Source organism: Microbacterium sp. 22195 (assembly GCF_052056515.1).
Lineage (GTDB): Bacteria > Actinomycetota > Actinomycetes > Actinomycetales > Microbacteriaceae > Microbacterium.
This window is the reverse complement of the sequence record NZ_JBQEPE010000001.1, coordinates 89,463-114,433: the sequence shown is the minus strand read 5'-3', so window position 1 is coordinate 114,433 and position 24,971 is coordinate 89,463. Positions and strand designations below refer to the sequence as shown.

The 24,971-nt window shown below is 69.9% G+C and carries 25 protein-coding genes; 3 read left to right on the top strand and 22 right to left on the bottom strand.

The genetic code is table 11. The features are described 5' to 3' along the window. Positions 1-91: 91 nt before the first annotated feature. Positions 92-1,507, bottom strand: coding sequence for a dipeptidase (locus tag ACTJJ4_RS00555; RefSeq protein WP_440941583.1), 1,416 nt, complete (start codon positions 1,505-1,507; stop codon positions 92-94). Between the two features lie 44 nt (positions 1,508-1,551). Here ACTJJ4_RS00555 and ACTJJ4_RS00550 point away from each other — a divergent pair, with 44 nt between their 5' ends. After that, the gene (locus tag ACTJJ4_RS00550; RefSeq protein ID WP_440941582.1) at positions 1,552-2,115 is read left to right on the top strand and encodes a DUF3043 domain-containing protein; all 564 of its coding nucleotides are present in this window, start codon (positions 1,552-1,554) and stop codon (positions 2,113-2,115) included. Positions 2,116-2,147: 32 nt separating this feature from the next. Here ACTJJ4_RS00550 and ACTJJ4_RS00545 read toward each other — a convergent pair whose 3' ends face one another. The 5 genes from ACTJJ4_RS00545 to dnaE form a co-directional block, all read right to left on the bottom strand. Then, on the bottom strand, positions 2,148-3,167 hold the full coding sequence (locus tag ACTJJ4_RS00545; RefSeq protein ID WP_440941581.1) for a quinone-dependent dihydroorotate dehydrogenase: 1,020 nt from the start codon (positions 3,165-3,167) through the stop codon (positions 2,148-2,150). Between the two features lie 10 nt (positions 3,168-3,177). Next, positions 3,178-3,654 (bottom strand): transcriptional regulator NrdR, encoded by a 477-nt coding sequence (nrdR, locus tag ACTJJ4_RS00540; protein WP_285630141.1) that lies wholly within the window; start codon positions 3,652-3,654, stop codon positions 3,178-3,180. A gap of 11 nt (positions 3,655-3,665) precedes the next feature. Continuing rightward, a complete protein-coding gene (hisD, locus tag ACTJJ4_RS00535; protein ID WP_440942792.1) occupies positions 3,666-4,997 on the bottom strand; it encodes a histidinol dehydrogenase in 1,332 nt (443 codons plus the stop codon). 1 nt (position 4,998) lies between these two features. Beyond that, positions 4,999-6,366: a hypothetical protein gene (locus tag ACTJJ4_RS00530; protein ID WP_440941580.1), complete on the bottom strand. Its 1,368-nt coding sequence runs from the start codon at positions 6,364-6,366 to the stop codon at positions 4,999-5,001. Between the two features lie 99 nt (positions 6,367-6,465). Beyond that, positions 6,466-9,984 carry a DNA polymerase III subunit alpha gene (gene dnaE / locus ACTJJ4_RS00525; protein ID WP_440941579.1) on the bottom strand — a complete coding sequence of 1,173 codons (3,519 nt, stop codon included), beginning with the start codon at positions 9,982-9,984 and terminating at the stop codon, positions 6,466-6,468. Positions 9,985-10,055: 71 nt separating this feature from the next. On the opposite strand from dnaE, the gene ACTJJ4_RS00520 reads away from it, so the two are divergent. Further along, positions 10,056-10,538, top strand: coding sequence for an NUDIX hydrolase (locus tag ACTJJ4_RS00520; RefSeq protein ID WP_292703694.1), 483 nt, complete (start codon positions 10,056-10,058; stop codon positions 10,536-10,538). Here ACTJJ4_RS00520 and ACTJJ4_RS00515 read toward each other — a convergent pair. Genes ACTJJ4_RS00515 through ACTJJ4_RS00500 form a run of 4 tightly spaced genes read right to left on the bottom strand, consistent with a single transcriptional unit; the run spans position 10,528 to position 12,959 of the window. After that, complete coding sequence (locus ACTJJ4_RS00515; RefSeq protein ID WP_440941578.1) at positions 10,528-11,103, bottom strand: N-acetyltransferase family protein; 576 nt, start codon at positions 11,101-11,103, stop codon at positions 10,528-10,530. The two genes, ACTJJ4_RS00520 and ACTJJ4_RS00515, sit on opposite strands and share 11 nt — an antisense overlap. A 37-nt stretch (positions 11,104-11,140) precedes the next feature. Beyond that, positions 11,141-11,884 (bottom strand): hypothetical protein, encoded by a 744-nt coding sequence (locus ACTJJ4_RS00510; RefSeq protein ID WP_440941577.1) that lies wholly within the window; start codon positions 11,882-11,884, stop codon positions 11,141-11,143. Next, positions 11,881-12,351: a DUF6114 domain-containing protein gene (locus tag ACTJJ4_RS00505; RefSeq protein ID WP_440941576.1), complete on the bottom strand. Its 471-nt coding sequence runs from the start codon at positions 12,349-12,351 to the stop codon at positions 11,881-11,883. Before ACTJJ4_RS00505 ends, ACTJJ4_RS00510 begins: the two co-directional genes overlap by 4 nt. Then, a complete protein-coding gene (locus tag ACTJJ4_RS00500) occupies positions 12,342-12,959 on the bottom strand; it encodes a DUF6230 family protein (RefSeq protein WP_285630123.1) in 618 nt (205 codons plus the stop codon). The genes ACTJJ4_RS00505 and ACTJJ4_RS00500 overlap by 10 nt, the downstream gene beginning before the upstream one ends. A 93-nt stretch (positions 12,960-13,052) precedes the next feature. Between ACTJJ4_RS00500 and ACTJJ4_RS00495 the strand changes: the two genes are divergently transcribed. Beyond that, the gene (locus ACTJJ4_RS00495) at positions 13,053-13,652 is read left to right on the top strand and encodes a TetR/AcrR family transcriptional regulator (RefSeq protein WP_440941575.1); all 600 of its coding nucleotides are present in this window, start codon (positions 13,053-13,055) and stop codon (positions 13,650-13,652) included. A gap of 6 nt (positions 13,653-13,658) precedes the next feature. Here ACTJJ4_RS00495 and ACTJJ4_RS00490 read toward each other — a convergent pair whose 3' ends face one another. The 12 genes from ACTJJ4_RS00490 to murD form a co-directional block, all read right to left on the bottom strand. After that, positions 13,659-14,579, bottom strand: a complete 921-nt coding sequence (locus ACTJJ4_RS00490) for an RluA family pseudouridine synthase (protein WP_440941574.1) — start codon at positions 14,577-14,579, stop codon at positions 13,659-13,661. Positions 14,580-14,581: 2 nt separating this feature from the next. Continuing rightward, positions 14,582-15,151 carry a signal peptidase II gene (gene lspA, locus ACTJJ4_RS00485; RefSeq protein WP_440941573.1) on the bottom strand — a complete coding sequence of 190 codons (570 nt, stop codon included), beginning with the start codon at positions 15,149-15,151 and terminating at the stop codon, positions 14,582-14,584. Positions 15,152-15,158: 7 nt separating this feature from the next. Next, complete coding sequence (locus tag ACTJJ4_RS00480; RefSeq protein WP_440941572.1) at positions 15,159-15,734, bottom strand: DivIVA domain-containing protein; 576 nt, start codon at positions 15,732-15,734, stop codon at positions 15,159-15,161. A gap of 148 nt (positions 15,735-15,882) precedes the next feature. Continuing rightward, entirely contained in the window at positions 15,883-16,176 is a 294-nt protein-coding gene (locus ACTJJ4_RS00475; protein WP_440942791.1) for a YggT family protein, read from the bottom strand. A gap of 5 nt (positions 16,177-16,181) precedes the next feature. Continuing rightward, positions 16,182-16,637, bottom strand: a complete 456-nt coding sequence (locus tag ACTJJ4_RS00470; RefSeq protein WP_440941571.1) for a cell division protein SepF — start codon at positions 16,635-16,637, stop codon at positions 16,182-16,184. A gap of 44 nt (positions 16,638-16,681) precedes the next feature. Then, entirely contained in the window at positions 16,682-17,362 is a 681-nt protein-coding gene (locus tag ACTJJ4_RS00465; RefSeq protein WP_440941570.1) for a YggS family pyridoxal phosphate-dependent enzyme, read from the bottom strand. Then, the gene (gene ftsZ / locus ACTJJ4_RS00460) at positions 17,359-18,504 is read right to left on the bottom strand and encodes a cell division protein FtsZ (protein WP_285630113.1); all 1,146 of its coding nucleotides are present in this window, start codon (positions 18,502-18,504) and stop codon (positions 17,359-17,361) included. Before ftsZ ends, ACTJJ4_RS00465 begins: the two co-directional genes overlap by 4 nt. Before the next feature lie 150 nt (positions 18,505-18,654). Beyond that, positions 18,655-19,650, bottom strand: a complete 996-nt coding sequence (locus tag ACTJJ4_RS00455; RefSeq protein ID WP_440941569.1) for an FtsQ-type POTRA domain-containing protein — start codon at positions 19,648-19,650, stop codon at positions 18,655-18,657. Positions 19,651-19,653: 3 nt separating this feature from the next. Further along, positions 19,654-21,054, bottom strand: a complete 1,401-nt coding sequence (gene murC, locus ACTJJ4_RS00450; RefSeq protein ID WP_440941568.1) for a UDP-N-acetylmuramate--L-alanine ligase — start codon at positions 21,052-21,054, stop codon at positions 19,654-19,656. A 12-nt stretch (positions 21,055-21,066) separates the two neighbouring features. Beyond that, a complete protein-coding gene (locus ACTJJ4_RS00445; protein ID WP_440941567.1) occupies positions 21,067-22,140 on the bottom strand; it encodes a UDP-N-acetylglucosamine--N-acetylmuramyl-(pentapeptide) pyrophosphoryl-undecaprenol N-acetylglucosamine transferase in 1,074 nt (357 codons plus the stop codon). Beyond that, positions 22,137-23,465 (bottom strand): putative lipid II flippase FtsW, encoded by a 1,329-nt coding sequence (ftsW, locus tag ACTJJ4_RS00440; RefSeq protein WP_440941566.1) that lies wholly within the window; start codon positions 23,463-23,465, stop codon positions 22,137-22,139. The genes ACTJJ4_RS00445 and ftsW overlap by 4 nt, the downstream gene beginning before the upstream one ends. Next, positions 23,434-24,969, bottom strand: coding sequence for a UDP-N-acetylmuramoyl-L-alanine--D-glutamate ligase (murD, locus tag ACTJJ4_RS00435; RefSeq protein WP_440941565.1), 1,536 nt, complete (start codon positions 24,967-24,969; stop codon positions 23,434-23,436). The genes ftsW and murD overlap by 32 nt, the downstream gene beginning before the upstream one ends. Positions 24,970-24,971: the final 2 nt, after the last annotated feature.

Here is a 24,971-nt window from a genome sequence, read left to right as displayed (position 1 = left end):
CTTGCAGACGTGCAGCACGGACGGCTGCTCACGCTCGATCCTACCGCCGGCGCGTGCGCGGAGGGCCTTCCCCGCGCACGCGCCGGTGCCGTCAGGATGCCGCGGAGCGGCTGTTCATGCGGGTCAGGAGCAGCGCCTCGGTGCGCACCGCGTTGCGGAACGTCTCCAGGTGCAGCGACTCGTTCGGGCTGTGCGCGCGGGCGTGCGGGTCCTCGACGCCCGTCACGAGGATCTGCGCCTCGGGGAACTCCCGGACGAGGTCGGCGATGAACGGGATGGAGCCGCCCACGCCCAGATCGACGGCGTCCTTGCCGTAGCCGGCGGCCATCGCCCCGCGGGTGAGCTCGACCGCCCAGCCCGAGGTGTCGACGAGGAATCCGTCGCCCAGGTCGACGTCCGTGAAGGTCAGCTCGGCACCGAACGGCGCGTGCGCGCGCAGATGCGCCTCGATCGCCGCGTAGGCGTCCTTCGCGTCCTGCCCGGGTGCGACGCGGGCGCTGATGACCACGCTCACCTCGGGCAGCAGCGTGTTCGACGCCTGAGCGACGCTCGTCGCGTCGATGCCGGTGATTGTGATCGAGGGCTTGTTCCAGATCCGGCCGAGGATGTCGTCGCGTCCGACCGGGGAGACGCCGGCGAGCAGGCCCGTCTCATCGCGCAGCGTCGTCTCGCTGTAGGCAGGGGTCTCCCCCTCCCGGGCAGTCATCCCCTCCACGGCCACGGCGCCGTCGGCATCCCACAGCGTGGACAGCAGCGTGACGGCCGCCATCATGGCGTCCGGCACGGCCCCGCCGAACATGCCGGAGTGCGAGGCGTGCTCGAGCGTGCGCACGCGCAGCGTGAACCGCGCGTTGCCGCGCAGCGAGACCGTCAGTCCCGGCGTCTCGGAGTCCAGGTTCCCGGAGTCGGCCACGACGATGGCGTCCGCACGCAGGGCGTCGGCGTTGTCGCGCAGGAAGCGGGCGAAGGAGCGGGAGCCGTACTCCTCCTCCCCCTCGATGAACAGCGCGACGCCCAGCTCCAGGTCGTCGCCGAGCACCTCGGCCACCGCACGCAGCGAGGCGATGTGCGCCATGATTCCGGCTTTGTCGTCGGCGGCGCCGCGCCCGTACAGGCGTCCGTCGCGCACGGTCGGCTCGAACGGAGGCGTGTCCCAGAGCTCGTCCGCCCCGGGGGGCTGCACGTCGTGGTGGGCGTAGAGCAGGATGGTGGGCTTGCCGTTGCGTGCGGCGCGAGTGGCCAGCACGGCCGGCTGGCCGAGCTCCTCGGTGTCGTCGACATGGGCGCGAAGCACCTGCACGTCATCGAAGACGCCGGTCGCGCGCGCGAGCTCGGCGATCGCCGCCGCGCTGCGCTCCAGCTGGGTCTGGTCGAAGGCCGGCCAGGCGATGCCGGGGATGCGCACGAGGTTCCCGAGGTCGGAGAGTGCGGCGGGGATGCCGAGGGCTACCGCTTCGAGGACGGCGGATTCGGATGCCGGCGAAGCCGACGATGAGGACGAGGTCATGCGAGTAATCTTAAGGTGAACCCGATTCCGAACTGAGGTCGAACGTGCCCAACGCCACCCCCGCCGCCAACGACGACGCACCCGAGACGCCCACTGTGGGCAAGGGCCGCGCGACGCCGACGCGCGCCGAGCGCGAGGCGGCGAACCGCCGCCCCCTCGTCGCGAACACCAAGGAGGCCAGGGCTGCCGCGAAGGCCGACCTGCAGGCGCGTCGCGAGAAGGCCCGCATCGGGATGGAGCAGGGCGACGACAAGTACCTCCCCGCTCGCGACAAGGGCCCGCAGCGCCGCTGGGTGCGCGATTACGTCGACGCCGGCTGGCACATCTCCGAGTGGTTGATGGCCGCCATGCTGGTGGTCATCCTGCTGAACCTCACCCCGATCGCGGACGTGCAGCTGTGGGCCATGGTCGCGCTCTGGGGCTACATGCTCCTCGCCATCGGCGACATGGTTCTGCTCAGCATCCGCGTGAAGAAGAAGGCAGCCGACAAGTTCGGCGCCGCGCGCCGGGAGAAGGGCCTGGGCTGGTACGCCGCGATGCGCGCCCTGCAGATGCGCTTCATGCGCCTGCCCAAGCCGCAGGTCAAGCGCGGTCAGTACCCCGCCTGACACGAAGAGCTCTCACCCGAGGCCTGTGCCGCTCAGCGGCGCAGGCCTCTGTTGATCTGGCGCGCCCAGAACGGACCACGGTAGAGGAACGCGGTGTAGCCCTGTACGAGGGTCGCACCGGCATCCAGCCGCTTCTGCACGTCGTCCGCCGTCTCCACGCCGCCGACCGCGATCACGCAGAAGTCCGCGGGGACGGCGGCCTTGACGACCGCGAGGACCTCGAGCGAGCGCTCCTTCAGGGGCGCTCCGGAGAGTCCACCGGCTCCGGCCGCCTCGACGACGGCCGGATCGGTGCGCAGCCCGTCGCGGGAGATCGTGGTGTTGTGCGAGATGATGCCGGCGAGTCCCTCGTCGACGGCGAGCCGTGCAATGGCGGCGATCTCCTCGTCGGGCAGGTCGGGCGCGATCTTCACCAGCAGGGGCGTCGCGCCCGCGGCCTCCTTCACCGCGCGCAGCAGCGGCGCGAGGGTCTCCACGGCCTGCAGGCCGCGCAGTCCGGGCGTGTTCGGGGAGGAGACGTTGACGGCGAGGTAGTCGGCGAGCGGTGCCAGGCGTGTGGCGGATGCCACGTAGTCGGCGATCGCATCCTCGACGGCGACCACGCGGCTCTTGCCGATGTTCACGCCGATCACCGCACGCGGGGTGCGACGGCGGAGCTTGGTCAGTCGCGCCTCCGCGGCCTCCGCGCCGTTGTTGTTGAACCCCATCCGGTTGACGACCGCGCGGTCCGGCACGAGGCGGAACAGCCGCGGCTTCGGATTCCCGTCCTGCGGGATCGCCGTCACCGTGCCGACCTCGATGTGGCCGAAGCCCAGCGCGTTCAGGCCGCGCACGCCGACGACGTTCTTGTCGAAGCCGGCTGCCACGCCGAACGGCGAGGGGAACGTCAGGCCGAGCGCGTGCACCTGCTGCTCCGGTGACGGCGCTGTCAGCGCGCGGGTCACCCAGGAGAACGGCGGGACGCCGAGCACGCGGATGACCGCCATGGCGGCGTGGTGCGCGAACTCCGGATCGAAGCGCGACAGGACGTGGCGGAAGAGCAGCGGATACATCCCTGCCAGATTACCGGTCCGCGGCGTCCGTCCCCGCCTTGGCGTGATCGGCGCGCAGCTCGCTGATGGAGCGCTCGAAGTCCTCCAGCGAGTCGAACTCCTGGTACACGCTGGCGAATCGCAGATAGGCGACCTCGTCGAGCTCGCGCAGCGGCCCGAGGATCGACAGCCCGATCTCGTTCGTCTCCAGCTGCGATACCCCGGTCTGACGGATGGCCTCCTCGACCTTCTGCGCGAGAACGGCGAGGTCGGCCTCGGTCACCGGGCGCCCCTGACAAGCCTTGCGCACGCCGGAGATCACCTTGTCCCGGCTGAACGCCTCCATGACGCCGGAGCGCTTGATCACCACGAGACTCGCGGTCTCGGTCGTCGAGAAGCGGCCTCCGCACTCCGGGCACTGCCGCCGACGACGGATCGACAGACCGTCATCGCTCGTGCGCGAGTCGATGACGCGGGAGTCCGGATGCCGGCAGAAGGGGCAGTGCATGATGCTCCAGCCTACTCGGCGCGCTCCGCGCCGGACGCCCCGGCGAATCGCGCCTCGACGGCCTCGCCGTGCGCGGGCAGGATCTCGGCGTCCGCGAGCGCGACGACTCCGGAGCGGACCCGTGCGAGCGCATCGTGGTCGTACTCGATCACCTGCTGCGGACGGAGGAAGGTGTAGGCGCCCAGCCCTGACGCGTACCGCGCCTGTCCCCCGGTCGGCAGGACGTGGTTGCTCCCGGCCATGTAGTCTCCGAGGCTGACCGGCGTCTGCGCCCCGACGAAGACGGCGCCGGCGCTGGTGAACCGGCTCGCGGCCTCGGCAGCATCGGCCAGGTGCAGTTCGAGGTGCTCGGGGGCGTAGGCGTTGCTGAACGACTCCGCCATCCGGCGGTCGTCGACGAGAACGATCGCGGACTGCGGTCCGCTCAGGGCCGCGGCCACCCGCTCGGCGTGGCGTGTGGCCTCCGCACGCGCGGTGACCCGCTCGGCGACGCGCTCGGCGAGGGCGGCGGAGTCGGTCAAGAGAACGGCGGAGGCCTGCTCGTCGTGCTCGGCCTGGCTGATGAGGTCGGCCGCGACGAGATCGGCATCCGCGTTCTCGTCCGCGACGATGAGGATCTCCGTGGCACCCGCCTCGGAGTCGGTTCCGACGACGCCCGCAACGGCGCGCTTGGCCGAGGCGACGTAGTTGTTGCCGGGGCCGGTCACGACGTCCACGGGGTCGAGACCGAGCTCGGAGACGCCATAGGCGAGGGCGCCGATCGCGCCGGCGCCGCCGATCGCGTAGACCTCCTCGACCTCCAGCAGGGCGGCGGCCGCGAGGATCGTCGGGTGCACGCGGCCATCGTGCCCCGCCTGCGGAGGCGACGCGAGCGCGATGCTCGTGACGCCGGCGACCTGGGCGGGCACGACGTTCATGACGACGCTGGAGGCGAGCGGCGCCTTGCCGCCCGGGATGTACACACCGGCGCGGGTGATCGGCTGCCAGCGCTGCGTGATGCGCGCCCCCGGCCCGATGTCGGTGGTCTGCGGCGCAGGGACCTGGGCGGCCGATCCGCGCCGGACTCGCTCGATCGCGGTCTCCAGCGCGGCCCGCACCTCGGGGTCGACGGAGGCCAGGGCCTCGGCGAGGTGCTCGGCGGGGACGCGGATGGCGTGCCCGGTCACGCGATCGAAGCGCTCGGCCTGATCGCGCAGCGCTGCCTCTCCCCCGGAGCGCACGTCCTCGACGATCTGCGTGGCGGCGGCGAGGGCCTCGGCGCGCGCCTGAGTGGCGCGCGGGACGGCGGCGAGAAGGTCCGCGGGAGAGAAGCTCTTCCCGCGGAGGTCGATGGTGCGCACGATGTCAGCCCTTCGTGATGTCTGCGAGGTCGTGGAGGTATCCGATCCGGCCGTCGTCGTGTCGTACGACGTAGGCGCCGCCACGGTCCTCGATCACGAGAGTCCACGCCGCGGGTCCGATCCGGAACAGCGGATGCCCGTGCTCGTCGAGCACGTCGCGCTCTGACTGGGCGAGGATCCAGAACGGCTGCGTCTCGTGCTCCGCGGCCCTCGCCTGCTCGTTGCGGGTGCGCCGCAGCGGAGCCTCGGTGTCGACGGCCGGCTCGTCCGAGGACGATCCCACCGCGGGGAGCACCGCGGTCGTGTTCTCCGCGAAGCCGCGCTCACCGTTCGTGTCCTCGACGGTCGTGTCCTCGGCCACCGTCTCCTCCGCGGTCTCGTTGGCGGCGAAGATCTCGTGTAGTGCCCCGATCGGGTCGGTGTAGGCGGTGTCGAGCTGACGCGGCTCCGGGTCGGCCGGCGACGCCGGTGCGAGCTCGGCGTCCGCCTCCGGGGACGGCTCGGCGCCGAAAGCGGGCGAGAAGACCTCGTCCGAGTCCTCGTGGACGAACGCAGGCTCCTCCGTCACGGGCGGCTCTGCGGTCGGCAGCACCTCGATGACGCGCGTGGCATCGGCGTCGTCCTCGATGACGAGATCGGTCTCGATGATCGGCTCCGCCGGAGCATCGGCATCCATGCCCGACGCAGCCGGCGCGGCGACGGCCGCAGGACGCGGCCGGGTGATCACGGGGCGCACGGGATTGGCGTTGCGATGCGCTAGCGTCTCCATCCGGCCTTCGAAGTCGTCGCGCAGGCGCGGGATCAGGGGCGCCGCCACAGTGGCCGCGACCAGGGCCAGCGTGGCCAGCTGCGCCACGATCGGGACCCAGCCGACCAGGAACGCGCCCGAGTCGACGCTCGCCGCGGACTGCAGCCAGAGCAGCTGGGCCCAGGCGACGGCTGCGACAGAGGATGCGACGGAGGCGAACTGGTCGATGCCGAGCGATCCCACGCGTCGGATCCCCTCGGGCGAGAAGCGGCGAAGGGCGATCAGGAAGACGGCGACCGTGGGCAGGCCGATCGTGAGGATCCAGTCGATGCCGCGGGTCCACACTGATCCGCCACCGCCGAACACCGGGAAGAAGGACACGACGAAGACCAGGACCCAGGCGCCGACGATGATGAGTTCGCGGAGCGTGAAGCCGAGGATGCCGTACTCCGGCTCCACCTGCTCCTCGTAGTAGACCGCGTCATCGTCCTCGGAGGCGGGCTCATCCGCCACCGGATCCCGGTCTGCGGCCGCGGCGTCCGTGCTCCACAGCTCTCCGTCGGAGTCCGAGGGGCTCCCGCCGGTCACGTCTTCGGGCCCGGTGCCGATGTGTTCGGTGCTCATCGAGCGATCCTTTCGTCGTGGTCGCGTCCCCACGCGAGTCACGATCCTACCCAGACCTGCCGGGGGAAGCTGGGAGCGGTGTCATCGCATGACCGCCGCTCAGCCCAGGCAGGTCGGGCCGAGCAGCGACTTCAGGTCGCCGAACAGGTCGGCGGAGACGGTCACCGGCATCGGGACCTCGAACACCTTCGCCGATCCGCCGCGATGCACGCGGAGGAGCACCTCGGTCTCGCCGGCGTGGCGGCGGAGCACCTCAGCGAGGTCGATCATGGTCCGCTCAGTGGCGCGCTGCTCGGCGACCTGGAGCGACAGCGGCCCCGCCGCGTCGAAGGAGCCGACGTCGGGTGCGAAAGCCGACTGCGCGTGCAGATTCAGCCCGTCATCGCGGCGTGAGACCCGTCCGCGCACCGCGAGGATCGCGTCCTGCTGCAGCACGTGCTGGTACTCGGTGTAGGTCTTGCCCATGAACATGACCGTCACCTCGCCGTTGAAGTCCTCGACGGTGATCATGCCGTACGGGTTGCCGCTGGCCTTGGCGACGCGGTGCTGCACGCTCGTGACGAGTCCCGCGACGGTCACCTGATCGCCGTCCTGCAGGTCCTCCGACGTGAGCAGGTCGTGGATGGAGATCGACGCGTGCTTGGCCAGCGGCATCTCGAGCCCGGCCAGGGGGTGATCGGAGACGTACAGGCCCAGCATCTCGCGCTCGAACGCGAGCTTGTCCTTCTTGGTCCACTCGGGACGCTCCGGCACCTTCGCGGGCGCCGCCTCCTCCATGTCGTCGTAGAGGCTGTCGAAGTCGAACCCGATCGCGCCCTGCGCCTCGTTCCGCTTGCGGTCGACGGCCGCCTCGACGGCGTCCTCGTGGATCTCGAGCAGGGCACGACGGGTGTCGCCCATCGAGTCGAACGCGCCGGCCTTGATCAGCGACTCCACGGTGCGCTTGTTCGCCACGTGCAACGGCACCTTGCCGAGGAAGTCGTGGAAGGAGGTGAACTTCTCCTCCTTGCGGGCCTGGATGATCCCGTCGACCACGTTCCCGCCCACGTTGCGGACGGCGCCGAGGCCGAAGCGGATGTCCTCGCCGACGGCGGCGAAGAAGTTGATGGACTCGGACACGTCGGGCGGGAGCACCTTGATGCCCATCCGGCGGCACTCGTTGAGGTACAGCGCCATCTTGTCCTTCGAGTCGCCGACACTGGTCAGCAGCGCGGCCATGTACTCGGCCGGATAGTGCGCCTTGAGGTAGGCGGTCCAGTACGAGACCAATCCGTATGCGGCCGAGTGGGCTTTGTTGAATGCATAGTCCGAGAACGGGAGCAGGATGTCCCACAGCGCCTTGATGGCGCCTTCGCCGTAACCGCGCTCCTTCATGCCGCCGGAGAAGCCCTCGTACTGCTTGTCCAGCTCGGACTTCTTCTTCTTGCCCATGGCGCGCCGCAGGATGTCCGCCTGGCCGAGGCTGAACCCGGCGACCTTCTGCGCGATGGCCATGACCTGCTCCTGATAGATGATCAGGCCGTAGGACTCCTGCAGGATGTCCTTGAGCGGTTCCTCCAGCTCCGGGTGGATCGGCGTGATCTCCTGCAGCCCGTTCTTGCGCAGGGCGTAGTTGGTGTGCGAGTTGGCACCCATGGGGCCCGGCCGGTAGAGCGCGATCAATGCCGAGATGTCACCGAAGTTGTCCGGCTTCATCAGGCGCATGAGGGAGCGCAGCGGCGGGCTGTCGAGCTGGAACACGCCGAGCGTGTCACCACGGGCCAGCAGATCGTACACAGGGCGGTCGTCCAGCGCGAGGTGCTCGAGGTCGAGCTCCTCCCCCCTGTTCGTGCGGATGTTGTCGAGTGCGTCGGAGATGATCGTGAGGTTGCGCAGCCCCAGGAAGTCCATCTTGATCAGGCCCAGCGATTCGCACGACGGGTAGTCGAACTGCGTGACGATCTGGCCGTCCTGCTCGCGCTTCATGATCGGGATGATGTCGAGCAGGGGGTGCGAGGACATGATCACGCCCGCCGCGTGCACGCCCCACTGACGCTTCAGCCCCTCCAGGCCCAGCGCACGATCGAAGACGGTCTTCGCCTCGGGATCGGTCTCGATCAGGGCCCGGAACTCGCTGGCCTCCTTGTAGCGCGGGTGCGCGGAGTCGAACATGCCGCTCAGCGGCATGTCCTTGCCCATCACGGCGGGAGGCATCGCCTTGGTGAGACGGTCGCCCATGCTGAACGGGAACCCGAGCACGCGGCCGGCGTCCTTGAGCGCCTGCTTGGACTTGATCGTGCCGTAGGTGACGATCTGCGAGACGCGCTCGGAACCGTACTTCTCGGTGACGTACTCGATGACCTCGCCACGACGGCGGTCGTCGAAGTCGACGTCGAAGTCGGGCATCGAGACGCGGTCGGGGTTGAGGAAGCGCTCGAAGATGAGGCCGTGCTCGAGCGGGTCGAGGTCGGTGATCCTCATCGCATAGGCGACCATCGAGCCGGCTCCCGAGCCTCGGCCCGGTCCGACGCGGATGCCGTTGTCCTTGGCCCAGTTGATGAAGTCCGCGACGACGAGGAAGTAGCCGGGGAAGCCCATCTGCAGGATGACGCCGAGCTCGTACTCCGCCTGCTTGCGCACCTTGTCGGGGATGCCGCCCGGGTACCGGTAGCGCAGTCCCGCCTCGACCTCCTTGACCAGCCAGCTGTCCTCGGTCTCTCCGTCGGGAACCGGGAACTTCGGCATGTAGTTCGCCGAGGTGTCGAACTCGACCTCGCAGCGCTCGGCGATCAGCAGCGTGTTGTCGCACGCCTCGGGGTGGTCGCGGAACAGCTGGCGCATCTCCTGCGCGGTCTTGATGTAGTACCCGTCGCCGTCGAACTTGAACCGGTTTGGGTCGTCCATGGTCGAACCGGACTGCACGCACAGCAGCGCCTCGTGCGCATCGGCCTCGTGCTGGTGCGTGTAGTGCGAGTCGTTGGTCGCGACCAGCGGGATGTTCAGGTCCTTGGCCAGCCGGAGCAGGTCGGTCATCACACGGCGCTCGATCGAGAGCCCGTGGTCCATGATCTCCGCGAAGAAGTTCTCCTTGCCGAAGATGTCCTGGAACTCCGCCGCAGCGGCCCGCGCCGCGTCGTACTGCCCGAGGCGGAGCCTGGTCTGCACCTCGCCCGACGGGCATCCGGTGGTGGCGATCAGCCCCTTGCCGTAGGTCTGCAGCAGCTCGCGGTCCATGCGCGGCTTGAAGTAGTAGCCCTCCATGCTCGATCGCGAGCTGATGCGGAACAGGTTGTGCATGCCCTGCGTCGTCTCGCTCCACATCGTCATGTGGGTGTAAGCGCCCGATCCGGAGACGTCGTCGCTCTTCTGATCCGGCGATCCCCACGACACGCGGGTCTTGTCGCTGCGGTGCGTGCCCGGCGTCATGTACGCCTCGAGACCGATGATCGGCTTGATGCCCGCGTTCTTCGCAGCGTTGTAGAACTCGAACGCCGCGAACGTGTTCCCGTGGTCGGTGACCGCGATCGCCGGCATCCCGTACTCGGCCGCGGCCTGCGTCATCGCTCCGATCTTCGCCGCACCGTCCAGCATGGAGTACTCGCTGTGGACATGGAGGTGCACGAAGGAGTCGGAGGCCATGCATCGAGTCTACGGGCGCCTCCGACACCCGGGCATGCGGCCGTGCCGGCCGCTCCCGATACGCTGAGCCCATGGCCACTCCCGACTTCGTCCTCGCGCTGCGCGAGCACATCGGACACGCTCCGCTCCCCCTCGTCGGCACCACTGCCGTGGTGTTCCGCGACGAGAAGGTGCTGCTCGGCAAGCGCGCCGACAACGGCGCCTGGCAGTGCATCGCCGGCATCGTGGAGCCCGGCGAGGAACCGGCGGATGCCGCCGCACGGGAGTGCCTGGAGGAGGCCGGGGTCGTCGTGTCGGTGGATCGGCTGGCCCTGGTGCATCAGCTGCCGAGGATCACGTACGCCAACGGCGACCAGGTGGACTACACCGACATCGTCTTCCGGTGCACGTGGGTGTCCGGCGACCCGCATCCGGCGGACGGCGAGCTCACCGAGGTCGGCTTCTACGACCTCGCCGCCATGGGCGACGTCGACGACGCGCATGTGCGCAGGATCGCGCTGGCGATGGCGGAGGACGATCCCGCGCATTTCCGCGGCGGACGCGTCAAGCGCTGAGGTCCAGCCGCATCAGCACGCGGGGGAAGCCGTCCAGCACCGATCCGGTGTCGGCGGCCTTCTCGAATCCCGCGCTCTCGAACAGTGCGCGGGTGCCGACGTACGCCATGGTGAGGTTCACCGCATCGCCGCCGTTGTCGACCGGATAGCCCTCGATTGCAGGAGCACCGCGTTCCCGTGCGTACGCCACCGCCCCCTCGAGCAGTGCGTGCATCACGCCCTGGCCACGATGCCCCGGACGCACGCGGAAGCACCACAGCGACCACACGTCCAGATCGTCGACGTGCGGGATCAGGCGATTGCGCGCGAAACTCGTCTCGCGCCGGGGGTGCAGCGCAGCCCAGCCGACCGGCTGATCCTCCTGATAGGCGATCACTCCGGGAGGCGGATCCTGCCGGCAGAGCTCCCTGACCTTCGCGGACCTATCCGGTTCACGCAGCTTCCTGGCCTCGGTGCTGCCCAGCCGGTAGTTCAGGCAGAAGCACACGTTGGATGCGGGATTCCTGGGGCCGACGACGGCGGCGACGTCGTCGAACTCCGTCGCGGGACGCACCTCGATGCTCATACTGCGAGTCTGATGCACACCACCGACATCCGCCGGCTCACTTCTTCGCGACCATCCGCTGGTCGGTGTTCGTGTAGCTGATCGAGTCCGCGATCGTTCCCACCAGCCCCATCTGCACGTGCAGCAGGCCTGGTTCGACGTCGTCCAGCGACGGGGGCGTGTCCAACCCGAAGGTGAGCAGGGTCTGGCCGTCCTGGCCGGTCGCGGTCAGCGACCCGAGGTACACGGTGACGTCGCCCTTGAGCGACATGGTGTCGGCGTCGGTGACCAGACCGTCGTGCTCCGGCGGACGCACGGAGAGCGAGAAGCCGGTGATCGTGATCGTGTCCGCGCTGATCTTCAGGACGCGGATGCGGTCCCCGTCGACGGTCGGGACGGTGACCAGGCCGATCGACTTCAGTCCTGTGAAGGACAGCCCCTTGGAGGCCATCTGCGCCGGGGTCTTCGTGAACACGGGCGCGCTCTCGTCCGGCACGGCGGGCGCCGGCGTCGCGCTCGCGTCCGGTGCGGGCTGCGTCGGCTGACCGGCATCCGGTGTCTGCGTGCCGGGATCGCCGGGCAGCGGCAGCCCCGGCAGCGGGATGCCCGGCTGACCACCGGTCCCCGGCGTCGTCGGTGTGGGGTTCGGAGTCGGGCTCGGCGTCGGTGCCGGGCACCAGATGAGCGGGATGCACAGTGCCGGCCGCACCGCCGTCGGCACCGCCGCGCCCATCAGCAGCGGGGTCACCAGCGCGCACAGCGCGGCCGCCGCGAAGGCGGCGCGGGCGGGGCGACGGATCATGCGTCCTGCTCCTCGACCTGCCCGTCCCGGCGCGCCGCGCGCCTCTCGCGGCGCGTCAGCCTGCCGGGCATCCAGGCGACGACGAGGATGCCGCCGATGCAGCCCAGCAGCATCCCGACGACGAATCCGCCGAGGTTCACTCCCACGAGCGAGTACAGGGCGACGGCCAGCGCGATGACGCCGTAGAAGACGTGATGGGCGGGCATCAGCACGGCCAGCACGCCGAGCAGCACCAGCAGGATGGGGATGATCGTGGCCTGCAGACCCTCGATGCCCAGCTGGATGTGCAGCTCGCCGAAGTCCAGCTGCCCGGAGAAGAACATCTCGATGCCGGACACGACCAGCAGCACCCCGCCGATCAGGGGGCGCTGCCGCCGCCAGTGACGGAATCCCGACTCGGCGGGCGCGTGCTGGGCATCCGTCATGGCCGTCTCCGAGGACTCAGCGAACTCGTCGCTCAGAAGCATCCCTGCGATCCGTCCGTGAGCTCCAGCGTCATGCCCGTGAGGGTGAAGACGGACGCCTGGGTGCTCCATGCGGTCTGCTGCAGGTTCTTGATGGTGACCGAGTCGGCGTCCTGGGCGAAGTCGCCCGCGGTGCCCTTCGACTCGGTGTTCACGGTCGACGCGTCCACGCCGATGCGGATCTTGCCGAAGGACGCGTCGCCCTTCAGGCCGGTCATGCCGATCTGAAGGTCGGAGGCGCTGGCGGGGTTGCCGCCCCCACCGGCCTTGATGAGCACGCCCACCTTGCCGAGCGGGGTCTCGGAGACCACCGACTGGCAGAGGTCGGCGAGCGTGGCGCTCTTGATGTTCGCGATCGCGACGCTGTGCTCCCCGCCCTCGGTGTCCTTCGTGACACCCGCGTACTGCGAGAACCCGGTGCCCTCGAGCAGGCTCGCGCTGATCTGGAACTGGCTTCCGGACACGGCGAAAGACACCGGGACCTGGCCCTGGGCGACACCGCCCATGAGCACGGCGGCGACGATGCCGACCGGCACGGCGGCCAGAGTGATTCGGCCTGCGTGCGAGGCGGTGGCCTTCGAGATCAGCTTCTTCGGGCTGCGGAACTTCATCGATCCTCCTGATGGTCGCGTCGACATCGGCGCACGAGCCAGAATACCGCTCATTGACTTCTAGTCAATACCGCGCGCCGATAGGATCGGGACATGTCCGCCGAGCGTCGCCTCCGTCTCACGCCCGACGAACGCCGGGAGCAGCTGATCGCCATCGGCGTCAACTTCCTCGCCGAGCACACGCTCGACGAGCTGACGATGGAGGCGCTCGCGCAGCGCGCCGGCGTCTCCCGCCCCCTGCTGTTCCACTACTTCGACACGCGCCAGGGCATGCACCTCGCCGTGGTCGCGACCGCCAGGGACAGCCTGCTGCTGGCCACCGAGCCGCGCCCCGAGCTGCCGCCGCGCGAGCGCATCGAGGACACGCTGCTGCGCATCGCCGAGTTCGTGCAGCAGCACCAGGGCACGTTCCACTCGCTGGTGCGCGGCATTGCCAGCGGAGACTCGGCTGTGCGCCGTGTGGTGGACGAATCCCGCGAACGCAACGCCGAGCGCCTGGTCGAGGCGTTCACGGAGCTCGGCGCGCCGGACTCCCCCGCGCTGAGGATCGCGCTGCGGGCCTGGGTGTCGTTCACGGAGGAGACGCTGATCAGCCTGCTCGTGGAGCGCGACGCCTCCCCCGCGGACGTGGTGCGCTTCCTGCTGGGCACCATCGACGGCGTGGTCGCCGCCGCCGGCGAGCTCAGGGCCTGAGGCCGGCTACTCGCCGCGCAGCACGTCGAGCACGTGCTGGAAGTCCTCCGGGTACGGCGACTCGAACTGCACCCACTCCCCCGTCGCCGGGTGGGTGAACGCGAGCTGATGCGCGTGCAGCCACTGCCGGGTCAGGCCGAGCCGCGCGGACAGCGTGGGATCGGCGCCGTACAGCGGGTCGCCGACGCACGGATGCCGGTGCGCAGCCATGTGCACGCGGATCTGGTGCGTGCGGCCGGTCTCCAGATGGATCTCCAGCAGTGAGGCACCGGGGAAGGCCTCGAGCGTCTCATAGTGGGTCACCGAGGGCTTGCCGTCCGGAACCACGGCGAACTTCCAGTGGTGGTTCGGATGCCGTCCGATCGGCGCGTCGATCGTGCCGACGAGCGGATCCGGATGCCCCTGCACGACGGCGTGGTAGATCTTCTCGACCGTGCGCTCCTTGAACGCGCGCTTGAGCGCCGTGTAGGCGGCCTCGGTCTTGGCGACGACCATCAGGCCGCTGGTTCCCACGTCGAGCCGGTGGACGACGCCCTGCCGCTCCGGCGCACCGCTGGTCGCGATGCGGAACCCCGCGGCGGCGAGAGCGCCGACCACGGTGGGCCCCTCCCAGCCGAGGGAGGGATGCGCGGCCACCCCCGTGGGCTTGTCGACCACGACGATGTCGTCATCGTCGTGCACGATGCCGAGCTCCGGCACCGCGATCGGCACGATGCGCGGCTCCTCCTTGGGCGACCAGCTCACCTCGAGCCAGCCTCCGGCGCGGAGCCGATCGGACTTGCCCAGCTGCACGCCGTCGAGGGTCACGCCTCCGGCCTCGGCGACCTCGGCGGCGAAAGTCCGCGAGAAGCCCAGCATCTTCGCCAGCGCAGCGTCGACGCGGGACCCCTCCAGCCCGTCCGGGACGGGCAGGGTGCGGCTCTGCATGCTCACGCCTCGTTCGCGGCGGCCGCGGCGTCCGCCGTCGGCGCGTCGCCCTTGGCGTGATCGCGCTCTCGCGTGCCGTCCAGGCGGAGACCCACGACCACCAGCAGCGCCACCGAGATCATCCCGGTCACGATGAACACGTCCGCGACGTTGAAGATCGCCGGCAGCATCCACGGCATCGAGATCATGTCGACCACGTGCCCCACGGCGAAGCCGGGCTCGCGGAAGAGACGATCGGACAGATTGCCCAGCACACCGCCGAGCAGGCATCCGAGCACCACGGCCCACAGCCGGGAACGCACGCCCAGCGTCTTCCAGACGATCACCACGGCGACGACGGCCAGCGCGATCGTGAAGATCCAGGTCATGCCGGCGCCGATCGAGAAGGCGGCTCCGGAGTTGCGGATGTAGAACAGCTGCAGGAACTCCCCCAGCACCGGCACGGCCTTCTCGGAGGGCAGGTGCTGGATGGTGAGGTACTTCACAAGCTGATCGGCGGCCAGCACGAGCGCCGCGAGAATCGCGACGATCGCACCGGCCGCCGACCGACGAAGGGGACGACGTCCTGTCAAGATCGACCTACAGGCCGATGGCGGAGACAGGGGTCGAGTCAGACGTCGACTTCTGGTCCAGGTCGCGGAGCTGACCCTCGATCATGGCGCGGAGCTTGCCGCGGTAGTCGCGCTCGAACTCGCGCAGCTCGGTGATGCGTCCCTCGAGCGTGTTGCGCTCGCGCTCCAGGCGTGCGGACTCCTCGCGCTGCTTGGCCTCGGCCTCGGTGCGGATGCGGGCGACCTCGGCCTCGGCGTCGGCGATCAGCTGGCGGCGCTTGGACTCGCCCTCTGCGACGTGCTCGTCGTGCAGGCGCTGCGCCAGCTCGATGATGCCTGCGGACGTTCCCGTGGCGGATGCACCGCCGGCCGGAGCCGGAGCGATCGGGGCTGCGGCGACGGGGGCGGCAGCGACCGGACCCGTGTTCTGGCCGGACTCGAAGGCGGCGAGCTTGGCCTTGAGCTCGTTGTTCTCCTCGAGGGTCTTGCGCCACTCAACGACGATCTCGTCGAGGTAGTCGTCGACCTCTTCGGGGTCGAAGCCGTCCTTGAAGCGGACGTGCTGGAACTCCTTGTGGACGACGTCATCCGGGGTAAGTGCCATGGGTGGCTCCTCTTTCGATGAGTTCTTTTCGGCCAGTCGTTGAAGACGGCGCGGTGTTCTTCAGACGCGTACCCGGGGCGCGCGTCTGGGAGCCAAGCATAGCCCCCCAGCCTGTGCGCCGCGATGAGAGGACGACTCGGAAGTCACCTCAGAAGGCACGCGCGACGGTCAGCAGGATGATCACGAGGATCATCGTCAGGGTCCAGCCGAAATCCAGCGCGATCGTGCCGATCCGCAGCGGCGGGATGGCCCTGCGGAAGAACCGGATGGGCGGGTCCGTCAGAGTGAAGACGGCCTCCGCCAGGACCAGACCGACGCCTTTCGGACGCCAGCCGCGATTGAACATCGGGATGTAGTCCAGCACCAGCCGGGCCAGCAGCACGATCATGTACAGCGTCAGCACCAGCTCGGCGATGCCGCCGATGATGCTGAGGGGTGTCACCAAGGTCAGGAGTCGAACGAAGCGGACTCCGCCTGGGCGAGGCCGCCCTGGCCGGACACCGCGATGTTCTCAGGCGACAGCAGGAACACCTTGCTGGTGACGCGCTCGATGCGTCCGTACAGCCCCAGCGACAGACCGCTCGCGAAGTCGATCAGACGGCGCGCGTCGGCATCGCTCATCTGCGAGAGGTTGATGATCACCGGCACGCCCTCGCGGAAGTTCTCCGCGATGACCTGCGCGTCGCGGTACTGCTTGGGGTGCACGGTGAGGATCTCGTTCACCGCGCCGGCAGCCGGCTGGTGCACTGCCGTGGGGCGACGCAGCGGGGTCACGGGGGCAGGAGCGTGCTCCTCGCGCTCACGCGGTGCACGGGCCACGGGCTGCGTGGCCTCCTCCTCGTAGACCTCTTCCTCGTCGGCGAGGCCGAGATACACCATGGTCTTCTTCAGCGGGTTACCCATCGTGTCCTCCGGTTCGAGCGATGCGGGCTGGTCTGGTTGAAAGGTTAACCCCGGTCGGGGCGGGGTCCTGTGATTGCGGAGCCGATCCGCAGGTGTGTCGCGCCGGCGTCGATCGCCTGGACGAAATCGCCGGTCATGCCTGCCGAGATCCAGGTCGCCTCCGGCGCGATGATGCGGATGCGGTCAGCTACCGCGCGCAGGCGCGCGAACGCGGATGCGGGATCCTCGTCCAGCGGGGCCACGGCCATGACCCCGCGCAGGCGGAGCGACTCGAGGCCGAGCACGTGCTCGGCCAGCGCCTCGGCATCCGCCAGCGTGCTCCCGCCGCGCCCGGCGTTCTCCGTGAGGTTCACCTGCACGAGCACGTCGAGCACGCGGTCGTCGTCGGCGGCGCGGTGCAGCGCATCCGCCAGTCGCGTGCGATCGACCGAGTGGACCACGTCGGATGCCCGCCGGATCGCGGCGGCCTTGTTCGTCTGCGCCTGGCCGATGAAGTGCCAGCGCACGTCGTCCAGGTCCACGAGGTCGGCGCGCTTGGCGCTGAGCTCCTGCTGGCGGTTCTCACCCACCTCGGTCACGCCGAGGGCGCGCAGATCGCGGACCAGCTGGGCCGGGTGGAACTTGGTGACCACGATCCGGGTGATGTCCCCCGGATCGCGGCCCACGCGCCGCGCGGCCTCGGCGATGCGGTCATCGATCGCCGTGAGCCGCGCCGCGAGAGTCACTTCAGGAACTCGGGGATGTCGAGGTCGCCGTCGTCCGGGAACGCCGGCTCGATGCTGGTGGGGGCCGAGACGGACACCGTCGGCTTCACCGGCTCGACCACGACGTCCTCGACGGCCTTCTCGTCCACGCGCACCTCGGGCAGCGGAGCAGCCTCGGGACGCTTGACGTCGAACGGCTCCAGGCGCGGAGCGGGCTCGCCGCCGTCGAACCCTGCCGCGATGACGGTGACGCGCACCTCGTCGCCGAGGGTGTCGTCGATGACGGTTCCGAAGATGATGTTCGCCTCGGGGTGCGCGGCCTCCTTGACGAGGTCGGCGGCGTCGTGGATCTCGAAGATGCCGAGGTTCGACCCGCCCTGGATCGAGAGCAGCACGCCGTGAGCGCCCTCGATGGACGCCTCCAGCAGCGGGGACTCGACGGCGAGTTCGGCGGCCTTGATCGCACGATCCGCGCCGCGCGCGGATCCGATGCCCATCAGGGCGGAGCCGGCGCCCTGCATGACCGACTTGACGTCGGCGAAGTCGAGGTTGATCAGACCGGGGGTCGTGATGAGGTCGGTGATGCCCTGCACACCGGCGAGGAGCACCTGGTCGGCCGTGGCGAACGCCTCGATCATCGAGATGCCGCGGTCGCTGATCTCGAGGAGGCGGTCGTTCGGCACCACGATGAGGGTGTCGACCTCTTCCTTGAGCTTGGCGACGCCGGCCTCGGCCTGGCTCTGGCGACGGCGTCCTTCGAAGGAGAACGGCTTCGTGACGACACCGATGGTCAGCGCGCCGATCGACTTGGCGATCCGCGCGACCACGGGCGCACCGCCGGTACCCGTGCCACCGCCCTCTCCCGCGGTGACGAAGACCATGTCGGCGCCGGTCAGCGCCTGCTCGATCTCCTCCGCGTGGTCCTCGGCGGCGCGACGGCCCACCTCGGGGTCCGCACCGGCGCCCAGCCCGCGGGTGAGCTCGCGGCCCACGTCGAGCTTCACGTCGGCGTCGCTCATGAGCAGCGCCTGCGCGTCGGTGTTCACGGCGATGAACTCGACCCCGCGGAGCCCGAGATCGATCATGCGGTTGACGGCGTTGACGCCGCCACCGCCGACGCCGACGACCTTGATCACGGCGAGGTAGTTCTGGTTCTGGCTCATGGCCGGCCTCCGTTATTCGAGCCTGACGAGGGAGAAACCTTAAACCTCAAGAAGAGGGTTAAACTATTTCCCGGTATTGCGTTCTCGTCATCGACGGTAAGCGCAACCGACGCCGCTGCCCGCACCGACACGGCGTGTCGTCGCGATCCCTCAGCGGACGACCGGAACCGAGGGCGCCGACACGTCGAAGCTCTGCGCCTTGGGCGAGTTCTTGATGAGCGCGACCAGCACCAGCGCCTTCGTCACGGAGTCGTCCTCGCTCCCCCACAGCACGGTCTTGCCGTCGGCGAGGGACAGCGTGACGTCGTCGAGGGTCGACGCGGAGACGGCGGTCACCTGCGCCCGCAGATCAGCCGGAAGGGAGCGGATGACGAGTCCCGCGCTGCGGAAGGCGGCGGAGCCCGCCCCGCCGGTGATGCTCAGGACCGGCTGTCCCTCCGGCTTGTCCGCCGTGGTGGCCAGCACGACCCCCGCCGCATCGACGAGCGTGTAGCCCCCGTCGGTGCGGACCACTCCCACCGGCGTGCGCTCCACGATGCGCACCAGCAGTTCGTGCGGCGGTCGCGCCTCCAGGGAGTACGACTCGATCATCGGGAACTCCGTGAGCGCGGACTTCACCGCGCTGTCGTCGATCAGCGCGAGCGGAGACCCGATCTCGCCCTCGAGTGCCTTCTGCACCGCTGCCGGATCGAGCGCCTTCGCCCCCGCCACCGTGATCTTCTCCACGGCGAACAGCGGACTGTAAGCCGCGAGGACGCTGCCGAGCACGAGCGCGACGACGGCGCCGATCGCGGTCCACCAGACGATCCTCCTGCGACGCGACCGCTGGGTGAACCGGCGGATCTCCGCTCGCAGCGCCTTCCGCCGCGCACGGGCCGCGCGCCACACGTCGCTGCTGCGCACGGGAGGAGCCTGCTCCTCGGCATCCGGCGTCGCGTCCTCGATCACCGCGGTGCCGGCTGCAGAGTCGGCCTCCTCGGGATCCGTGCCCGCGGCGGGACGCGCTCCGCGCTTCGCGTCGCGGGCGTCCGCCGGGTCCGCATCCGCGCTGTGCTGAGGTCGAGGCGCGTGCCGAGGACGAGGCGCGGACGTCTCGGCCTTCTCCGGCTCCTTCGCGGAGGCCGGGAGCGGTGCGGGGCGTCGCATGCCTCAGACCTCGGGCGTGCGCCGGAGGGAGTCGAGCACCTGCGGGATGATCTGGTACACGTTGCCGCAGCCGAGCGTCACCACGACGTCGCCGTCGCGCGCCACCTGAGCGGTGTAGTCGGCGGCCTGCTGCCAGTCGGGGACGTAGTGCACGTGCGCCTGGTCGGCGAACGCGCCGCTCACGAGCTCGCCGGTCACGCCGGGCACGGGATCCTCGCGTGCACCGTAGACGTCGAGCATCACCGTGTGGTCGGCGAGCTCCTCCAGCACCTCGGCGAACTCCCGGTACATGTGCTGCGTGCGGGAGTACGTGTGCGGCTGCTGGATCGCGATCAGGCGGCCCGAGCCCGCCACGCCGCGCATGGCCTCGAGTGCGGCCCGCACCTCGGTCGGGTGGTGGGAGTAGTCGTCGTACACGCGCACGCCGCGCGCCTCGCCGTGCAGCTCGAGCCGGCGCACCGTGCCCGCGAAGCCCTCCATCGCACCCGCGGCATCCGCGAGGCCGTATCCGAGCGTCATCAGCACGGCGACGGCGCCGGCGGCGTTGATCGCGTTGTGCGCCCCCGGGACTGCCAGCTGCATCCGCACCGAGTCGTCACCGTGCACGAGCGTGGCCGAGACCGGACCCGTCGTGTCGATGTCGACGATGCGCAGGTCGGCATCCGCCGCACGGCCGAACGTGATGACGTTCGGGTGGTCCAGGCCCGCGTGCACCCGCAGCGCGCCGGGGTCGTCCGCCGAGATCACGACCGCCTCGCGGGCCTCGTTCCCGAAGCGCACGAACGCGTCGTAGAAGGCGTCCTCGGAGCCGAAGAAGTCCAGATGGTCCGGGTCGACGTTCGTGATCAGCGCGACCGAGGTGTCGTAGAGCAGGAACGTGCCGTCGGACTCGTCGGCCTCGATCACGAACAGCTCGTCGGCGCCCGAGGAGCTCGAGATGCCGAGCTGCTCGATCACTCCGCCGTTGACGAAGTTCGGGTCCGCTCCCAGTGCCTGCAGCGCGGTCACCAGCATCCCGGTGGAGGTGGTCTTGCCATGCGCTCCCGCGACGGACACCAGGCGTCGGCCGCCGATCAGCCAGTGCAGCGCCTGCGAGCGGTGGATCACGTGCAGCCCCCGCTGCTTGGCGGTGACGAACTCCGGGTTCTCCGGCCAGATGGCGCCGGTGTGCACGACGGTGTCCGCGTCGCCCAGGTGCGCGGCGTCGTGGCCGACGTGCACGGTCGCACCGGCGTCGGCGAGGGCGCGCAGGTTGGCGCTGTCGGCGCGGTCGGAGCCGGACACGCGGATGCCGGCGTCGAGGAACATCCGGGCGAGGCCGCTCATCCCGGATCCGCCGATCCCGATGAAGTGGGCGGAGGTGATCGTCTCGGGGATGGGGAGGGTGAGGTCGGGTCTGATCATGTCGTCACCAGTCTACTTTTCCGCGAGTGCGCGATCGATGAGCGCGACCAGGTTCTCGGTGCCGGTGCGCGTGCCGACCCGCTGTGCGGCCTCGGACATCCGGGCGATCCGGTCCGGGTCGCCCAGCAGCGGCACGACCTGCGTGCGCACGGCATCCGCGTCGAAGGTGGCGTCGTCGAGCAGGACGGCCGCACCGGCCGCGACGGCCGAGGCCGCGTTCAGCCTCTGCTCGCCGTTGCCGACCGAGTACGGCACGTACAGTGCGGGGAGCCCGAGCGCGCTGATCTCGCTCACGGTCGCCGAGCCGGAGCGCGACACGATCAGATCGGCGAGGGCGAAGGCCAGGTCCATGCGGTCGACATAGCGGCGCATCGTGTATCCCGGCACTCCGGGGTCCACCAGGTCGCTGCGCTCCCCCGTGACGTGCAGCAGCTGCCATCCGGCGTCGAGCACATCGCGCCAGGCACCGGCGAACGCCTCGTTCAGGCGCAGCGCGCCCAGTGAGCCGCCGAACACCAGCAGCACGGGTCGGTCGGCGTCCAGCCCGAACTCCTCGGCGGCCTCGGCACGGCTCGCGGCGCGGTCCAGCTCGACGACCTCACGGCGGAGCGGCATCCCCACGACCTCGCCGCGCTTGAGTGGCGTGCCCTCGAAGGCGACGCCGACGCCCGCGGCGCGACGCGCGCCCAGCACGTTGGCGAGGCCCGGCTTGGCGTTGGCCTCGTGCACCACGAAGGGGATCCGCTCCCGGCGCGCGGCGACGTAGGCGGGAGCTGCGGCGTACCCGCCGAAGCCGACGACGACATCCACACCATGGGTGCGGATGTGCGCGCGGACCTGCGCGACGGCGCGGCGGAAGCGGGCCGGGAACGCCAGCGCGGCCCGGTTCGGACGGCGCGGGAAGGGAACCTTGTCGACGATCAGCAGCCGGTACCCCCGGGCGGGGACAAGACGCGACTCGAGGCCCTCCCGGGTGCCCAGCACGAGCACGTCGTCGCCGTCGCGCTCGCGGAGCAGATCACCGACGGCGAGCAGCGGATTGACATGGCCGGCGGTGCCTCCGCCGGCCAGAAGATAGGTGGTCACCTGGCGACCTTACCCTTTCGGGATGCGGCGCCTTTTCGGGGTGCGATGCTCTCGCGGCCTGCCGCGGTCTTGCGGGGCGCGGCGCTGCCGCGTGTCCCGGTCGCGTTCCGGGGCGCCGCGACGGCGTCCTTCTGCTTCGCCGGTATCGTGCGCGCGAAGGCCAGCAGGATGCCGCACGCCATCATGGCCGAGAGCAGCGACGTGCCGCCCTGCGACATGAACGGCAGCGGAACGCCCATGACGGGGAAGATGCGCACGACGACGCCGATGTTGAACAGGGCCTGGCCGATGATCCAGACCGTGATGCCGCCCGCCGCGATGCGCACGAACGGGTCGGACGTGCGGCGGATGATGTGGAAGGCGCCGACCGCGAAGACGCCGAACAGCACGAGCACCAGCAGGCATCCCAGCAGTCCCAGCTCCTCGCCGACGATGGCGAAGATGTAGTCGTTCGAGGCTGCGGGCAGCCAGTACTTCTCCTGGGAGTTGCCGAGCCCGACGCCGAAGATCCCTCCGTTGGCCATGCCCCACATGCCGTGCACGGCCTGGTAGCACTCCTTCTCGGGATCGCACTTCGACTGGTCGAATGCCGCCAGGATGCGATTCATGCGGTTGCTGCTGGTCAGCGCGAAGGCCAGCACGCCGATCACGCCGAGGATCGCCGGGATGATGAACAGCCGCAGCTTCGCTCCGGAGAAGAACAGGCATCCGAGCACGACGAGCACCAGCACCATCACGGTGCCGAGGTCGTCTCCGGCGAGCACCGTCCCGATCGCCAGCACCGCGACGGGTACGACGGGGATGAACACCTGATGCCAGGTGCCGAGCTTGGACTGCTTGCGCATCAGCACGAACGCGATCCAGACGGCCAGCGCGAGCTTGAGGAACTCGGAGGGCTGCAGCTGCACGCCGGCGACCCTGATCCAGTTCTTGTTGCCGTAGGAGGACACGCCCAGACCGGGGACGAACACGAGCAGCTGGAACAGCACGCCGAAGATGAGCATCGGCCAGGCGACCTTCTTGAAGAACGCGACCGGCAGCCTGCTGACGATGAACATCAGCGGGATGCCGATGGCCGCGAACATCCCCTGCCGCAGCGCGTCCGCGTACGGCGCGGTCGGCTTCGCACTGGTCGCCGACAGCACCATCACCACCCCGAAGATGGTGAGCAGCACGGCGGTCGACGCGATCATCACGAACTCGGTCGAGGGCGGCGTGAACAGCCTTCCGAGCGAGACGCGGGCGGAGAGTCCCCTGCTCGCGGCGCCGGTGCGTTCGGCGCCGTCAGCGCTCTCAGTGCGCGGTGGGTGAGTCGTCTGCGTCATCAGCGCTCCCCCGTCCGATCCATTCGCGCACCGCCGTGGCGAAGCGCTCTCCCCGATCCGCGTAGCTGGAGAACTGGTCGAAGGATGCCGCCGCGGGAGCCAGCAGAACCGTGCCCTCGCCGTCGATCATCTCCGACGCGATCTCCACCACGCGGTCCATGACCCCTCCAGTCTCAGCGGGGACGACCTCCTGGACCGGCACGTGCGGCGCGTGTCGCCGGAATGCCGCCAGGACGGGCTCGCGGTCCACCCCGATCACGATCGCGCCGCCCGCGGTGCCGCCGGCGTGCGCGACGAGATCCCCGAGGTCGACGCCCTTGAGGTCGCCGCCCACGATCCAGATCGCGCCGGGATAGGCCCGCAGCGAGGAGGCCGCGGCATGCGGATTGGTCGCCTTGGAGTCGTCGACCCAGCGGATGCCGTGGTGCTCCGCCACGATCTCGATGCGGTGGGCGTCCATCCTGAAGGTCTGCAGCGCATCGCGGATGTCCGCCGGCTCCACTCCCAGCGACCTGGCGAGGGCGGATGCCGCGAGGATGTTCTGCACGACGTGCGGTGCGGCCAGGCCCGCGGCGCGCAGCGCGTCCACCGTCGTGAGCTCCAGCGCGCTGTGCCTGCGGTCGTCGTGGAACGCCCGGTCGACGAGGATCCCGTCGACGACGCCCAGGTCGCTCGGCCCCGGAGTCCCGAGGTCGAAGCCGATGGCGCGGGCACCCTCGGTGACATCCGCCTCCTCGACCATCCGCAGGGTGGCGAGGTCCGACTTGTTGTAGACGCAGGCGACCTTCGTGTGACGGTAGACGAACGCCTTGGCCGCACGGTACGCGTCGGCGCTGCCGTGCCAGACGAGGTGATCGTCGGCGAGGTTGAGACAGGTCGCGGAGTACGGGACGAGCTGACCGGCCGGAGCCGACTGCCCGATGTACCAGAGCTGATGGCTGGAGAGCTCGACCACCAGGACGTCGAAGCCGCCCGGATCCCGAACGGCATCCAGCACCGGGACCCCGATGTTGCCGCACGGCGCCGCGCGCAGTCCGCCCGCGTCGAGCAGGGTCGCGGTCAGCTGGGTGGTGGTGGTCTTGCCGTTGGTGCCGGTGATCAGCACCCACTCGGCCGGGGTGCCGTCGGCGCGCAGCACCTTGTCGCGGACCCGCCAGGCCAGCTCGACGTCGCCCCACAGCGCGATGCCGTTCTCCTTGGCCCAGCGGATCACCGGGTGCGAGGGCGGGAACCCGGGCGAGGCGAGGACCACGTCCGGCGCGAAGTCCTTCAGGACGGCGGGCACCTCGGAGAGCGGGCCCAGCTCGAGCCGGGCGCCGATCACGGGCACGAGGCGCGCGTACTCCTCGGACGCGTCCTCGGAGAGCACGAGCACCTCGGCACCGAGCTCGGTGAGCGTGTCGGCGGCGGAGAAGCCGGTGACGGACAGGCCGAGCACGGCGACGCGCAGGCCGGTCCAGTCGGAGTGCCAGCTGGTCAGGCCTTCGAGACGTTCGGATGCCATCG

Excerpts from the sequence above, each read along its gene's own strand:
- ACTJJ4_RS00555 (WP_440941583.1), bottom strand. The coding sequence starts at position 1,507 with ATGACCTCGTCCTCATCGTCGGCTTCGCCGGCATCCGAATCCGCCGTC.
- ACTJJ4_RS00545 (WP_440941581.1), bottom strand. The coding sequence starts at position 3,167 with ATGTATCCGCTGCTCTTCCGCCACGTCCTGTCGCGCTTCGATCCGGAG.
- nrdR (WP_285630141.1), bottom strand. The coding sequence starts at position 3,654 with ATGCACTGCCCCTTCTGCCGGCATCCGGACTCCCGCGTCATCGACTCG.
- ACTJJ4_RS00530 (WP_440941580.1), bottom strand. The coding sequence starts at position 6,366 with ATGAGCACCGAACACATCGGCACCGGGCCCGAAGACGTGACCGGCGGG.
- dnaE (WP_440941579.1), bottom strand. The coding sequence starts at position 9,984 with ATGGCCTCCGACTCCTTCGTGCACCTCCATGTCCACAGCGAGTACTCC.
- ACTJJ4_RS00520 (WP_292703694.1), top strand. The coding sequence starts at position 10,056 with ATGGCCACTCCCGACTTCGTCCTCGCGCTGCGCGAGCACATCGGACAC.
- ACTJJ4_RS00515 (WP_440941578.1), bottom strand. The coding sequence starts at position 11,103 with ATGAGCATCGAGGTGCGTCCCGCGACGGAGTTCGACGACGTCGCCGCC.
- ACTJJ4_RS00510 (WP_440941577.1), bottom strand. The coding sequence starts at position 11,884 with ATGATCCGTCGCCCCGCCCGCGCCGCCTTCGCGGCGGCCGCGCTGTGC.
- ACTJJ4_RS00505 (WP_440941576.1), bottom strand. The coding sequence starts at position 12,351 with ATGCTTCTGAGCGACGAGTTCGCTGAGTCCTCGGAGACGGCCATGACG.
- ACTJJ4_RS00500 (WP_285630123.1), bottom strand. The coding sequence starts at position 12,959 with ATGAAGTTCCGCAGCCCGAAGAAGCTGATCTCGAAGGCCACCGCCTCG.
- ACTJJ4_RS00495 (WP_440941575.1), top strand. The coding sequence starts at position 13,053 with ATGTCCGCCGAGCGTCGCCTCCGTCTCACGCCCGACGAACGCCGGGAG.
- ACTJJ4_RS00490 (WP_440941574.1), bottom strand. The coding sequence starts at position 14,579 with ATGCAGAGCCGCACCCTGCCCGTCCCGGACGGGCTGGAGGGGTCCCGC.
- ACTJJ4_RS00480 (WP_440941572.1), bottom strand. The coding sequence starts at position 15,734 with ATGGCACTTACCCCGGATGACGTCGTCCACAAGGAGTTCCAGCACGTC.
- ACTJJ4_RS00470 (WP_440941571.1), bottom strand. The coding sequence starts at position 16,637 with ATGGGTAACCCGCTGAAGAAGACCATGGTGTATCTCGGCCTCGCCGAC.
- ftsZ (WP_285630113.1), bottom strand. The coding sequence starts at position 18,504 with ATGAGCCAGAACCAGAACTACCTCGCCGTGATCAAGGTCGTCGGCGTC.
- ACTJJ4_RS00455 (WP_440941569.1), bottom strand. The coding sequence starts at position 19,650 with ATGCGACGCCCCGCACCGCTCCCGGCCTCCGCGAAGGAGCCGGAGAAG.
- murC (WP_440941568.1), bottom strand. The coding sequence starts at position 21,054 with ATGATCAGACCCGACCTCACCCTCCCCATCCCCGAGACGATCACCTCC.
- ftsW (WP_440941566.1), bottom strand. The coding sequence starts at position 23,465 with ATGACGCAGACGACTCACCCACCGCGCACTGAGAGCGCTGACGGCGCC.
- murD (WP_440941565.1), bottom strand. The coding sequence starts at position 24,969 with ATGGCATCCGAACGTCTCGAAGGCCTGACCAGCTGGCACTCCGACTGG.